This is a genomic window from Muricoprocola aceti (assembly GCF_025567005.1).
GTDB lineage: Bacteria > Bacillota > Clostridia > Lachnospirales > Lachnospiraceae > Marvinbryantia > Marvinbryantia aceti.
The window spans coordinates 34433-48228 of the sequence record NZ_JAOQKE010000003.1 but is presented as its reverse complement, the minus strand read 5'-3'; the positions used below and the strand labels follow the sequence as shown (position 1 = coordinate 48228).

At 45.8% G+C, this 13796-nt stretch carries 14 protein-coding genes and 1 pseudogene; all 15 read right to left on the bottom strand.

Going from position 1 to position 13796, the window contains the following annotated elements:
- Window positions 1-142: 142 nt before the first annotated feature.
- The 15 genes and pseudogenes from OCV47_RS04105 to OCV47_RS04035 all read right to left on the bottom strand — a co-directional run bounded on the left by OCV47_RS04105 (window position 143) and on the right by OCV47_RS04035 (window position 13634).
- Window positions 143-1387, bottom strand: coding sequence for an AfsR/SARP family transcriptional regulator (locus OCV47_RS04105; protein WP_262653975.1), 1245 nt, complete (start codon window positions 1385-1387; stop codon window positions 143-145).
- Window positions 1388-1563: 176 nt separating this feature from the next.
- Window positions 1564-2571, bottom strand: coding sequence for an anthrax toxin lethal factor-related metalloendopeptidase (locus OCV47_RS04100; RefSeq protein WP_262653974.1), 1008 nt, complete (start codon window positions 2569-2571; stop codon window positions 1564-1566).
- A gap of 105 nt (window positions 2572-2676) precedes the next feature.
- Window positions 2677-3987: a sensor histidine kinase gene (locus OCV47_RS04095; RefSeq protein WP_262653973.1), complete on the bottom strand. Its 1311-nt coding sequence runs from the start codon at window positions 3985-3987 to the stop codon at window positions 2677-2679.
- Complete coding sequence (locus OCV47_RS04090; RefSeq protein WP_117448875.1) at window positions 3984-4655, bottom strand: response regulator transcription factor; 672 nt, start codon at window positions 4653-4655, stop codon at window positions 3984-3986. Before OCV47_RS04090 ends, OCV47_RS04095 begins: the two co-directional genes overlap by 4 nt.
- A 27-nt stretch (window positions 4656-4682) precedes the next feature.
- Window positions 4683-6446 carry a Na/Pi cotransporter family protein gene (locus OCV47_RS04085; RefSeq protein WP_262653971.1) on the bottom strand — a complete coding sequence of 588 codons (1764 nt, stop codon included), beginning with the start codon at window positions 6444-6446 and terminating at the stop codon, window positions 4683-4685.
- A gap of 113 nt (window positions 6447-6559) precedes the next feature.
- Window positions 6560-7171, bottom strand: a complete 612-nt coding sequence (locus tag OCV47_RS04080) for a nucleoside recognition protein (RefSeq protein ID WP_262653970.1) — start codon at window positions 7169-7171, stop codon at window positions 6560-6562.
- 70 nt (window positions 7172-7241) lie between these two features.
- The gene (locus OCV47_RS04075; protein ID WP_262653969.1) at window positions 7242-8318 is read right to left on the bottom strand and encodes a type IV pilus twitching motility protein PilT; all 1077 of its coding nucleotides are present in this window, start codon (window positions 8316-8318) and stop codon (window positions 7242-7244) included.
- 33 nt (window positions 8319-8351) lie between these two features.
- Window positions 8352-8843 (bottom strand): hypothetical protein, encoded by a 492-nt coding sequence (locus OCV47_RS04070; protein WP_262653967.1) that lies wholly within the window; start codon window positions 8841-8843, stop codon window positions 8352-8354.
- Window positions 8836-9249 carry a hypothetical protein gene (locus OCV47_RS04065; RefSeq protein WP_262653966.1) on the bottom strand — a complete coding sequence of 138 codons (414 nt, stop codon included), beginning with the start codon at window positions 9247-9249 and terminating at the stop codon, window positions 8836-8838. Before OCV47_RS04065 ends, OCV47_RS04070 begins: the two co-directional genes overlap by 8 nt.
- Window positions 9246-9725 carry a DUF4860 domain-containing protein gene (locus OCV47_RS04060; protein WP_256299790.1) on the bottom strand — a complete coding sequence of 160 codons (480 nt, stop codon included), beginning with the start codon at window positions 9723-9725 and terminating at the stop codon, window positions 9246-9248. Before OCV47_RS04060 ends, OCV47_RS04065 begins: the two co-directional genes overlap by 4 nt.
- An 18-nt stretch (window positions 9726-9743) precedes the next feature.
- Window positions 9744-10085: a hypothetical protein gene (locus OCV47_RS04055; RefSeq protein WP_262653964.1), complete on the bottom strand. Its 342-nt coding sequence runs from the start codon at window positions 10083-10085 to the stop codon at window positions 9744-9746.
- Window positions 10086-10104: 19 nt separating this feature from the next.
- A complete protein-coding gene (locus OCV47_RS04050) occupies window positions 10105-11142 on the bottom strand; it encodes a type II secretion system F family protein (protein WP_262653963.1) in 1038 nt (345 codons plus the stop codon).
- 12 nt (window positions 11143-11154) lie between these two features.
- On the bottom strand, window positions 11155-11742 hold the full coding sequence (locus tag OCV47_RS15980; protein WP_262654177.1) for a transglutaminase-like domain-containing protein: 588 nt from the start codon (window positions 11740-11742) through the stop codon (window positions 11155-11157).
- 300 nt (window positions 11743-12042) lie between these two features.
- A pseudogene (gene rsmI, locus OCV47_RS15975) lies at window positions 12043-12876 on the bottom strand (16S rRNA (cytidine(1402)-2'-O)-methyltransferase); the annotation flags it as partial.
- Window positions 12877-12896: 20 nt separating this feature from the next.
- Window positions 12897-13634, bottom strand: a complete 738-nt coding sequence (locus OCV47_RS04035) for a tRNA1(Val) (adenine(37)-N6)-methyltransferase (RefSeq protein WP_117448868.1) — start codon at window positions 13632-13634, stop codon at window positions 12897-12899.
- Between the last annotated feature and the right edge of the window lie 162 nt (window positions 13635-13796).

The window sequence follows — 13796 nt, the reverse complement described above, 5'->3', positions numbered from 1 at the left end:
TTTCTTCATTCTATATGCTCCCATTTTCTATCGCTCTGCTATTATTCTAAACTTGGTCTTTATAGTAAATGAGAAATATAAACTGAATTTAAAAAAAGAATCCCACTCGTGATATTCTTTGCTTATAAACAACAGACTTATGTTATTCTTTCCAGATGCCACTGGCATTCAGGAAATACTTTTCCGGTACATCTTCATCCCGGTCAATATCTGCAATCGACGTAACATGAAAATCTACGCTATAATCTCCGGAACAGCTTTTTTCAAAATTAGCCCGGATTCTATCCGACACAATCTTGCAATTCTCCAGCTTGATCTCTGAAAACATAATCAGATACTGGGTATAACTGTATCTGGTATAAAAATCACCTTTTCGCAGGGAACCGGAAATAGCCGATGCCAGCTTCTTGGAAGCTGCACGATCCTTACTCTCTTCCCACTTTACTGTTCCGTTTCCGTGCTTTAATGTACATAGCATGATGTACACAGATATACCACTGCGTTCCATCATACGGGTAAATACATGATAAATATCCACAAAACTTGGAAACGTACAGTAATAGGCTCCCATGGCTTTTTCTTTTTCACTGAGTCGATTCTTAATATCATCTGCCACTTCTGCGGTCTGGCTGACATGCTCGCCCATGATTCGGAATCGCCGCAGCATCTCCGGTGACGGAGACAATCCCAGTTCTTCAAAAGCCAGCTGCGTAGACTTTTCATATACCGTCATTGCTTCCTGATAACGGGACATAGCCATCAGGCTGTCGATCTGCCACAGCTGCCAGTCCTCAAAAGGATAAATAGCAGCCGCTGCTGAAGATACCCTGAGCACTTCCTCATACCGTTCTTCCATCATGCCATCTTCACACAATTCCTGCACACATCTGGCATAAAGATCCCGACAGTGCACATTCTCCACCGTTACCCAATCTTCTCCGATCATATTTGGCAAAAACTCACCGGCATAGATCGCAACTGCTCTGCGATATGTATCCAGCTGTTCTTCCTTACTGCACTTCTGGCCTTCCTGTACCAGCTTTTCAAATTCACAGACATCCACCCAGACCGGTATAGTCTCATCCCAGGTACACATTCCGCTCTGAATACAGATATAGTTGCTGTCCGGTAAACCGGCAGCTTTCAGCTGGCGGCGCAAACGAAAGATCGTATTATTCAGACTCCCGTTTTTATTCTCCACTTCTTCCCGTCCATAAAGTGCATCAATCAATGTTGCCTTCGACACGCCATCCTGCGCATGAGTCAAAAACAACTGAAACAGTTGTGTTGTCTTCGAAACAAAGCTGCGGTCAATGACGATCTCTTTTCCTGCATACATAACAGAAAAATCGCCCAGCATTCTGACTTCTAATTTTTGTTCCGGCATGCCGTCACTCTCCTTACCTTCTTTGTGTTGCCCGATATTGGTCTGTATCCCTGTTGTCAGCCTTGTGCAATAAGGCTTTGAATAGTTACAGAATACCATTTTTACAGGCTTTTTTCAAGAAAGAAAAAAGAAGCCGCATACCTGTGTATGCAGCCTCTCTGGTAACCTTTATTCTTTTATGTCCAATATGCCTTCATATATGCAGACTTGATATTGGTAACTCTTGCATCTGTAATTCGGGATACGGCGTTCTTTACGAACTCATATGTCTGTGGTCTGGAAGACTGAAGATTCTGCGGAGATAATACGTAATCTTTGTAAGACTCTGCAAAATACTCTGCACTGCTCTTTGTCAGATACTGATAGTTCGCTGACTGCAAAGCACTCTTCTCTTTGTTGTAGATCGCTACAAACTCAGAACTGGTATCTACATTACCTGCCAGCCATCCCACAAAATGTCCCAGTTCGTGGTAGATGGTATCTCCACTGCTCTTCTTCAGGATAATATTATGAGCTTTTACTGAAAAATATCCACTGTAAGAAGATGTCGGGTTGATCTCGATCTTGAACTCCAGATTCTCAAATGCATTCAGCACATTAGCATCTGCTCTCGGTGTCATGGAACGTACCGTTACATTACTTACGATCTGCATCTCATCTGAAGATGTACTCTGTGCTGCAGACGCTGCAGTATTCGCTGTCACTGTATTAGCTGATGCAGCAGCTTCACTGGATGATCTCTTTGGCTTATTGGTTGTAGTCGTCTTCACCGTTGTCTCCACTGTCGTTGTTACTGTCTTTACCTTGGAATTCTTCTTGGTTGCTGATACTACCGTTGTCAGAACTGTGGTAGCAGTAGCCACCTTCTTCTTGGAATTTTCTTTTTTTATGGTCTTGGACTTCTTACTACGCTTTGTTCTTTTGGCTGTTTTTTTTGCTTTTTTCTTCAGTCTGGACTTCTTTACTTTTCTCCTGGTTGTCTTCTTTACCTTTACAATAGGCTTGGTCGCCAGTGGAACTTCTTCTTCTGGAATGACAATACTTCCATCCTCTGTATCTACATATTCTACTATCTGTGGAATAGACAAATCATCTGTCTCCTGCCCTGTATACCAGGTACCGGTAACCAGCACGGCTGCTGCCAGCGCAATGCCTCCAAATCTTACTAATTTATTTCTCTTCATATAACTTCACCCTGTCCTTTTGTCAAGTGAACATAAATTCTCTACTATTACATATGTAGTATAGCAGAATAAGGATAGCAAAAGGATATCAAAATTACAATATCTTTAAAAAATTACATCGATTCTTGTCCCAGCCCCCAACTGACTCTGCATATTCAGTTTTGCACCATGACACTGAACCACATGCTTGACAATCGCCAGCCCCAGACCGGTGCCTCCGGTAGACTTAGAGCGACTCTTATCGACCCGGTAAAATCGTTCAAATACCCGTTCCTGATCTGCCTGAGAGATTCCGATTCCGGTATCCTCCACCGTCAGATGTACCTGCTCCTCTTCCCGGTTCACCGACACTACCACATTTCCATAAGGCCGATTGTAACGGATCGCATTGCTGACCAAATTATACAGCAATTCCTCCATCATTTCCCGGTTCGCCATCATTCTCGTTGACTTTCCGGTAAGCATCAGCGTTACGTTCTGCTTCTCTGCATTAATCTGCAGCATGCTGACACATTTTTCTGCAAGCTCATACAGATCCAGTTCTTCCATCGGTACTTCCGTGGACGCATCCAGCTCAGACAGACGAAGAATATCATTGATCAGCGTCAGCAGACGATTGGAACTTTTCGAGATCTCTCCCGCAAAACGTATCGTATCATCCCCACTTGTCATTCCACTGGCAATCAGCTCTGCATAGCCCGAGATCGCCGTCAGCGGGGTCTTCAGTTCATGAGATACATTGGCTGTGAATTCCTGACGCATCTGAGAACTCTTCACAATGTCCTCATGCTGCTTGCGAATCGTCTTCATAAACGGTTCCAGCTCCCGGTATGTCACTTCCTCCTCGGTATCATCTATATGGGATGCCATATGCTCAATCGGTTTTAAAATACTGCCAGTCAGGAAATGTGTCAGGATCACACTGACCAGAATCAGCGCTGCTGACATCAGTCCCAGTGGCAGAGATAAAGCACTCAGCATACTCCACACATTACTGGCTTCTTTGGCCACACGGAGCACCTGTCCATTGTCCAGACGCAATGCAAAATAAAAAGCCGTTTTTTTCATGGTTGCCGAACGGCGCATGATTTCCCCTTCTCCATTCTGAAGAGCTTTTTGAATCTCCGGCCGCTGTCCATGGTTATCCAGATCTCCAATGCTGGCATTTGTATCAAAGGCTACCGTTCCATCCGTATCGATCACGGTGATACGCACATTATCCACCGCTTTCATGGTATAATCTGCCTTCGGATCGTCAAAAATCCCGGTATTTTTCAGCTCGTAGGCACAGATCCTTAAGTTTTCCCGCACCTCCTTCTGAAACAGTTCAGAATAAACCAATACAGAAACAATCATGGTAAAAATAATTGCCACCATAGTTATGATGGCAAATTGAATATTAATTTTCTTTTTCATTCGATTCGATACCCCACATTTCGTACAGTCTTAATGTGTTTTCCTGCATCTCCCAGCTTCTGGCGCAAGGTCTTGATATGCATATCCAGTGTGCGGGATTCTCCTTCAAAGTCAATTCCCCACACTTTTTCCATAATCGTCTCCCTCGTCATAACGATTCCTGCATTCTGCAGAAACAGTTTCAAAAGCTCAAATTCCTTATAGGTAAGTTCACAGTTTGCTCCATCCAGCGTCACCTGCCGTTTTTCGCAATCCAGTGTAATATTCTGGAATACCAGCTGTTTCTCCTCCTCATCCTGATTGATACGGCGCAAAATCGCTTTTACCCTGGAGATCAGTTCCATGATTCCGAATGGTTTGGTAATATAATCATCCGCTCCGTTATCCAGGCCCTTTACTTTATCTATTTCAGAAGATTTGGCGGTCACCATAATCACCGGCACACGTCTGGTGTCTGGATTTCGTCTCATTTTTTTCAATACTTCAATTCCATCGCTGTCAGGGAGCATCACATCCAGAAGTACCAGATCCGGCTTACGGTCCTGTACTCTGCTCCAGAATGTTTTTGCATTTTCAAAAGTATCCACTGTATACCCACTGTTTTTCAATGCATAGCTCTCGATTTCACTGATATTTTTATCATCCTCCACAATATAGATGACTGCCATTATTCTTCCCCCTGTTTTTTGCTTCCGTTACTGTGGAAGCACATAACGTTCTCTGTATTTTTCTCTCTGCTGTCTGAATTCTTCATGATCGCGAATCTCAGTAGAGTAAGCATGTGGATCATATTCACTCTCATGCTGCTGTACCTGATAAGCTGAAATATTGGAGCAGTGATCGGAAATGCGCTCCATATCCGTACAGATATCAGACAGAATAAATCCCAGCTGGATCGTACACTGTCCATCCTGAAGTCTTCGTACATGGCGGTCTCTTACCTGAATATTGATGTCATCGATCACATCTTCCAGAGGCTCCACCTTTTTGGCTTCACTGATATTATCTGTTACAAATGCTGAAAATGCAGTATCTACGATATCTTTTATCGCGGACCGAAACACCGACACTTCTGCTTCTGCCTGCTCGGAAAAATGCAGATTTTTTTCCTGCATTTCTTTTGCGGAGCGCATCAGACTGACTGCATGGTCAGAAATTCGTTCAAAGTCTCCAATACAGTGGAGCAGCATCGTCAGACTTCGGCTGTCTGTATCAGACAAATTTTTACTGCTCAGTTGCACCAGATAGGAACCAATCTGATCTTCATAGTGATCTACGGTTTCCTCCAGCTCTGTTACCTGAGCTTCTTTCTTCTCATCGTATGTTTCAAACAGATCCAGTGCGGATAACAGAGATTCTCTGGACAGATACGCCATTCGTTTTGCTGCCACATAAGAATATTCTGCTGCCAGTGCCGGACGTTCCAGGAAACGTTCGTCCAGTACCGGAATCTGCATTTCGTGTGTTTTCTCTGTTTTTTTCTCGTGTTTTCCGACTGTCAGCTGTGCCAGTTTTACCAGCTGATCGCCAAACGGCAGTAAAAGTGCTGTGGTAAAGATATTAAACACACTGTGAATAACCGCAATGTTAGCCGGTCCAATGGCATCTGTCAGGAAATCAAATCGTACAAATGCATTGATTCCGTAAAATAATACCAGACAGACAATCGTACCGATCATGTTAAAGTACAGATGAATCGCCGCTGCACGTTTTGCATTTTTGCTAGCTCCGATCGCAGACATAATCGCAGTAATACAGGTACCAATGTTCTGTCCCATGATGATCGGGATCGCCAGTCCATATGTGACAGTTCCTGTTGCACACAGTGCCTGAAGAATACCTACCGATGCCGATGAGCTCTGAATCACCGCTGTGATAATCATACCTGCCAGCACTCCTGCTACCGGATTGGCGAATTTCACCAGAATCTCTCCGAACTCCGGCACCTCCGCCAGCGGTTCCACTGCACTGCTCATTGCGGTCATTCCGGACATCAGAATTGCAAAACCAACCATAATGGTTGCCACATTTTTCTTTTTTTCATTTTTGGAAAGCATCAGAATAAATGCTCCAATAATAGCCAGAATCGGTGCAAATGAAGTCGGTTTTAACATTCGCAGCCAGATATTGTTTCCCTGAATTCCAGTCAGGCTGAGAATCCAGGAGGTAGCTGTCGTACCGATATTCGCACCCATAATCAGTCCAACTGCCTGAGTCAGCTTCATGATACCTGCATTTACAAAACCAACCACCATAACCGTTGTCGCTGATGATGACTGAATCACCGCCGTTACTCCGGCGCCCAGCAACACTGCCTTGAACCGGCTGTTGGTCAGCTTCTCCAGAATCTTTTCCATTTTACCGCCGGACGCTCTGGATAAACCATCCCCCAGCATAGACATTCCATACAGGAAAAACGCCAGACCTCCTAAAAAAGCAATTGCAGAAAATATATCCATCTCATAACTCCTTTACTTTTCATGTTCTATATCCATAGTTATCGTTACTGTAACATGGCTTTGTAAAGTTTATGAGTTGTGAATGTAAAATGTATGTAAAGTTTGCAGAACGGTTACGATGCTTTTCTCATTTTCCACTTGCAGTAAATGACTGCCGTCAGCGTGCTGCATGCGGTCGCCAGCAGTGCCGGTCCTACGATTGCCTCCGGGTTACTGCTTCCATACTGGCTGCGCCAGGCGATCATATTTACCGGGATCAGCTGCAAGGATGAAATATTCAGTATCAAAAAGGTACACATCTCATTGCTGGCTGTACCCTTAGGCCGCTTCCGGCCAGCTCTTCTTCCACTTCTTCGTTCCTCTTCGATCTGTTCCAGTGTCTTCATCGCTTCCAGACCTGCAGGAGTCGCCGCACCTCCAAGTCCCAGCATATTGGCAATCATATTCAGGCTGATATATTCCTGCGCTCTGTGACCATCCGGAATATCCGGAAATAAAAATCGAATAACTGGCCTGATACTGCGAGTCAGCCTATTTACCAGGCCACAATCCTGTGCAATCTCCATCAGTCCCGTCCAAAAAGCCAGAACCCCGGCCATACCAATTCCCAGCTGTACAGCTTCCTTCGCTGATGACAGAATTATCTCCGTCACAGCCTCCAGATTTCCGGAAAATGCAGCATAGATCATGCCACAGATCAACATGCCAGCCCATAAAAAATCCATTGATCAAATATCCAATCTACTTTTTCTATAGTAATTTATGGATCCGTCTGATTTTTATGCCTAAACTTTCTTACAGCTTCCGCCCCAGCATATCTGGATTGATTGCATAGGCCAGAGCAGTCTCTCTCGTAATCCGCCCTTCTTTATAATACTTCAACAGGCAGGCATCCATAGACATCAGCTGAGTCTGATTGGATGAATAGATCACTCCGTCAATCTGATGCACCTTATTTTCCCGGATCATGTTCCGGATCGCCGGTGTCATCACCATGATTTCAAATGCCGGAATCTGTTTTCCTTCCACATCTGGAATCAACTGCTGAGACACGATAGCCTGCAGCACCGATGCCAGCTGAATCGTGATCTGTCTCTGCTGATTCGCAGGGAATACATCAATGATACGATCCACTGTATTGGCTGCCCCCAGGGTGTGCAAAGTGGAAAAAATCAGATGTCCGGTTTCTGCTGCTGTCATGACAGTATTGATCGTTTCATAGTCTCGCATCTCTCCCAGAAGAATGACATCCGGGCTCTGACGCAGTGCCGCACGAAGTGCGGTAATATAGCTCTCCGTATCTGTCACTACCTCTCTCTGGCTGACAATACTTTTATCATGACGATGTACGAATTCCAGAGGATCCTCCAGTGTGATGATATGTTCTGCTCTGGTATGATTAATATGATCAATCATACAGGCAAGGGTTGTGGACTTGCCACTGCCCGCCGTTCCGGTTACCAGCACCAGTCCATTATTAAAATCTGCCAGATGGATGACCTCATCCGGAATCCCCAGCTTCTTTGGATCCGGCAGCTGAAATGCAATTACCCGAATAACAGCCGCCAGAGATCCTCTCTGTTTATAAGTGCTGACACGAAATCTGGATAGTCCGGGAAGGGAAAATGAAAAATCATCATCTCCGCTGGTCAGCAGCTTATCCATAGAACGTTTTCCAGCCAATTCGTAGATACCATGAATCACCTCACTGGTCTCATCCGGCATCATCATCTGCTCTCCGACCGTTACCATTTCTCCATTTATTTTACAGGTCAGGGCACGCCCTGCTACAATAAAAATATCCGATGCCTGCCGGTCAATGGCATTTTTCATAATCCGCCTTACTTTTTCGATGATCTCTTCTATATTCATAGGCTCTGCCTGTCCTCCGTTTTTTCTGTCACATTATTTCTTCTGTAGTACCGGCAGCCCGGTATCTCCATTCCAGTCTTCTATCTGCTCTGCTTCCCAGATCAGGATCTGCACATAAGACTCTTCTTTTTCCGGTTCTGTGATCTGAAGCTCCACCCGCAGCTGCTGTGTCTCATTGATTGGTTCTGTGTATACACAAAGCAATCCCTGTCCATTCTCCATCTCTGTAACAGTCAGATCCTGCTCCTGCTGCAATGCCGTCTGTGCCCCTTGCAGATAAGATGCTTTCTTATCAGTTTCATTATATTGGCTTGCCAGAACAGCGTCAATCGCCTTTAATCGTTCGCTGGCTCTGCCCTGCGCCTGATAATAGCCTTTTGTCCTGTCTGCGACTTTCTGACTCATCTCCAGATCTGCCCTGGCCGTGGAGAGAGAAAGCACAGAGAATACGATCAGACAGAGCATCACAAATACCAGAAGCAGCGTAGACAGTCCTGCTCCTGTAAATCCACTTTTTCTATTCATCGCTTCCTCCTGCCCGTGTATCTGCCTCACCTGGACAATACACTGCTGTCTCTAACCGATAGAGCACCGTTTTGCTGATGCCGTCCTCTACCGTAACCTGAATCTGCCGCATCTGATCCTGTGTCTGCACGGCCACCTTAGCCTGATAGACTGCCTTTGTTTCCTCACAAGTCACTCCCTGATCGTCATAATACCAGGTTTTGCTCTCTGCATTTTGACCACTGTTCTCCTCTGTCAGGCTCTGGGCAATACTCACGGCCTGATCCAGTCTTTCTGCCTGTCCACTCAGACTGTGCGCCCTGGCAAATATCTGCACGCATCCTGCTGCCGCAATGGCAAAAAAAGCAATGGAGATCATCAACTCCAGCAAAAATAATCCTGATCCGAATGTTTTTATTTTTTTCATAGGCTGTTACTCCTTTTCCGAATCAGGAATCTGTGCATCTTTTCCTGTTCTGTCTGAAGACCGATGTTCAGATATCCGTCTCCTTCTTCTTCAAATGTGAGATTCTGCATCTCCAGAAGTGCCGTTCCATCCTGCAGTTTCGGTTCTTTTTCTGCAGAAATAAACAGTTCTTTCAGCATTCCTTCATCTGCATAGATATAGGTCACATATTTTTTCCCTTTGATCTGCTCTGTGATCTGCAGGGCCTGCTGCCCTTCTACTTCACCGATTTGGATCGCATCTGCTCTGTCATTTTGCCGGATTTTTTCCCGCAGATAACTCTCCGCCGTCCTCTGGATCTGATGTTGCTGCATCCCAGATGTCACCGTCCGGTACACTGTAGCTCCAAGAGATGCAAATAAAAGCAATGCTATGGCATATACCAGAAATGTTACCAGAATAAACAGATCCTCTATGGAATGTTTTCGCTCCTTCATATTATGCATGCCTCACTTTCACCCCCAGGTATCCTGTTTCTCCATCACCGTTACATCCGGCATCAGATTAGATCCCAGTGCTTCATAGTTCACAATATAGCTGTCTTCATTATAAGTCAGTCCATAATGTTCCTTCAGGTACTCCAGGCTTTCCGGATATACCCCTTCCAGTGCATAACAAGTCACGATATCCCGATGTATCGCTTCTTCCAGGCTCTGCTTTTCCTGCGCCCTGGTGCGGACCGTCGTCACAGTAATGCCATTCCAGACACAGCCGACTACCAACACAGCCAGAAGAATCGGCAAAACTCCCGTTTTCTGTTTTCCAGTTTTCTCCTGTTTTTTCTGAAATCGATTCATTGCTTCTTTTCCCTTCTGATCAGCCCAGATTCGACATGATATTCATCAGCGGCAGCATCACAGAAATCAGAATCAGTCCAACCAGAACTGACAACACTGCCACAAGTGTTGGTTCCACTACAGCTACTTTCTGCTCCAGGCTCTGCACCACTGCTTCCCCATATTCTCCGGCAATCTTAGACATAACCTGATCTACTGATCCGGTACGGATCCCCACAGAAATCATTTTTCCATACAGTCCTGAGAAAATACCACTTTTCATCAACGCCTGATCAAATCCTTCCCCCTCCGCCATCATGGAACGACACTGGTCGATCCTCTTTTTCATCGTTTCCTGGGTGATCAGTTTTTCTGTCATCTCCAGGCTCTGATCCAGATCCAGCCCACTGAACATGCAGAGACTTAAGCCTTCTGCTACCCGTGAGCAGGCGATCTTTTCTGCTGTTTTTCCCAGAAATCCAGATCGATCCATCCATTTTCGAAATGCCAGCCGTCCTTTTTCCGTGGCAGACAGCCAGACAATGCCAGCTGCCAGAAGAACCAGAATGCCCACAAACACCATACTGTAACGGCTAAGCAGCATCCCCATATGTAAAATACCGGCTGAGATACCAGTCAGTCCGCCGCCCAGCTGCTGTAACACCTGATGAAATACCGGCATGACACGAACCACCAGAATCAGTATCACTACTGTCAGCATCCCCAGCATCACAGCCGGATAAAACAATGCACTTTTGATGGTATCCATCAGATCCCGTTCCCGCTCGTAATGAAGGGCCAGTCCATCCATTACTTCATCCAACCGTCCAGTCTGTTCCCCGATCTCTGTCATACTGCTGACATATTCCGGAAATACCTTTGTCTCTTTCATAGATTCCGCCAGATTACCGGTCTGCTCCATCTGTTCATATAACACATCCAGTATTCTTTTTCCTTCTCCATCTGGAAGATCCTCCCGCATAATTGCCAGACCTTCAATGGCTGAGATCCCTGCATGAAGAATCATCGCCATCTGGCTGCAAAAAGACATCAGTTCCTCGTTACTCAGTGATTTCATATTACCCTCCCACTATCGCACATAATTAACCATATAATTTTGCGTATCTTTGCTTACCTGTTTTTTCTCCGCTTCTGTACCGGAAGCCGCCATCATGGTCGGGTCCATGAACTGCCAGGTATCTCCGTCAAATTCTATGATATTGTTCACCCAGCCTTTATCCTTCAGATAGGTGCTGATCCAGGCGTGGTACATTCCATCATTGGTGTAGCCGATATCCAGCTTGGCTGGAATCCCCCTGCATCGCAGCATGGCACACATCAGTGCTGCATAGTCAAAGCAGATTCCGGTTTTGGTCTCCAGTGTCTCATCAATATCTGGCAGATAACCGTACTCTACATTCTCCGCCTTGTCATAATCATAGGTGACATTCTCTGTCACATAATTAAATACCTTCGTCACCACATCCAGATCATCAGCAGCATCCGCTGCCAGCTCTCCGGCCAGCCTCACTGCTTTGCTGTTCTCATCGAAGTTCACATACTGATTTTGGTATAAAAAAGGGAGAAACTCACTTTCCAGACTGACTTCAAAAGTGTCATTTAACAACGCACTGTACTGATCATCTGCGATATTCTCGTAGACTTCCAATGCATACATGCCATCTCCTCCTGTCAGTGGAAGTACCGTTTCTCCATCTTCCTCTGTTACAAAATATTTATATACGATTCCATCTGGCCCGGTCAGCTGAATGTTGACCTTTTCCATTTCTCCATTGTATGCGGCTACCGTGTATCCCTTTGAAGTATCGGAAATATCCAGGGCAAACGCCCCTTCCGATAATACATCCGTTCCCTCCGCCACAGGCTGCAGTACCTGGGCAACACCCAGATACGGATCGTTGGATGCTGTCTTTTTCCCTGCTCCGCATCCAACACAGAACAGCACCAGAGCCAGCGTCAGCAGCGCCTGATAGATCACACGCTTCGGGACTCCTCTGTCCTTTGCCACCTTCTTCATGGCTTCTTTTTTATCAATTCCCTGAGAAAGGTAATGCTCCATATGTTCTTCCACACTGAGTTCTTCCCACTTTTCCTGCGTCTCTCTGGCCTTTTCCTGATGACTCTTTCCCTCAACCACAATCACACATTCCCCTTTTGGATCAGTCGCACGGAAATGTTCCAGTGCCTGTCCCAGTGTGGTGGTAAATGCGGTCTCATGCTTCTTGGTCAGTTCCCTGCAGATCGTTGCCCGTCGTTCTCCCAGTGTCTCCAGCAGTTCCTCCAGTGTACGAACCAGACGGTGCGGTGCTTCATATAAAATAATCGTTCTGGACTCTTCCTTCAGTTCCTCCAGAATTACCTGTTTTTCTTTTTTGTCTGATGGAAGGAATGCTTCAAAGCAAAATCTTCTGGTAGACAGACCAGACAAAGTCAGTGCTGTCACACAGGCTGCCGGTCCCGGGAGTGATGTTACCTCAATCCCTGCTTCATAGCAGAGACGCACCAGATCTTCTCCCGGATCCGAGATACCAGGTGTCCCCGCATCTGTGATCAACGCCACATTTTTTCCATCCTTCATCTGTTCAATGAGATAATATGCCTTATCGATCTTGTTATATTCATGATAACTGGTCATCGGTGTCTTTATCTCAAAATGATTCAGCAGTTTAATACTGTTACGGGTATCTTCTGCTGCGATCAGATCCACTTCTTTTAGTGTGCGCAATACCCGCAGGGTAATATCCTCCAGATTCCCTATCGGTGTTGCACATAAATACAGTTTTCCCTGCAAGGTCTCACGCCCCCTTTTTCTTAATAGCCATATATATCGTAAATCTCACTGGTATAGACGCCTGGCTTCTCATACACAATCAATGGTTTTTCTACCGTGATCCGCGGCCGACCTCCCTTTAGACCTTCGATCAGCACCATATTCGGTTCTTTATCTACAAACGGATATACCAGCTTCATCCTCTTCGGTTCCAGTCGGTATCTGCTCATCATCACCATGATCTCTGCCAGGCGAAATGGACGGTGTACCATATAGAACCGTCCATTTTCTTTCAAAAGTGCAGAAGCCTGTCCGATCACATCCTCCAGCGTGCAAAGAATCTCATGCCGTGCAATGGCTTTTGGCATATCTGGATTCACCAGTCCGTGCTGTCCTGTCATATACGGTGGATTGGAGGTCACTACATCCATGGAGCCCTTTCCAAACAGCTCCGTTGCAGACTTGATATCTCCCTGCACAATACGCACTTTTTCCTGCAGATCATTCAGACAGACGCTGCGCTGCGCCATATCTGCGCTGGTCTCCTGAATCTCCAACCCAGTAAAGTGTCGTCCCTCTGTCTTTGCTTCCAGCAGAATAGGGATAATTCCCGTTCCGGTTCCCAGATCCAGTGCCTGCTCTCCCTTCTTCACACGGGCAAATCCAGATAACAGCACTGCATCCATTCCAAAACAGAACCCATTTTCATTCTGAATGATCTGATATCCATTGCGCTGAAGCTCATCAATCCGCTCTCCGGCTTTTAACTTTACTTCCATTTAGGATTCCTTTTCTGTAGTATCGGCTGCTTTTACTTCCCGGGACTCTCTTGAGCCTTTTCCCTCTCTGGCTTCGCGGCCATCTCTGTCACGCCGGCTGCCATGGCGGTTATTTCTGCGCTCTCTCGATTCCCGTTCTCCTTCTCTGTTACCTTTGCGTTC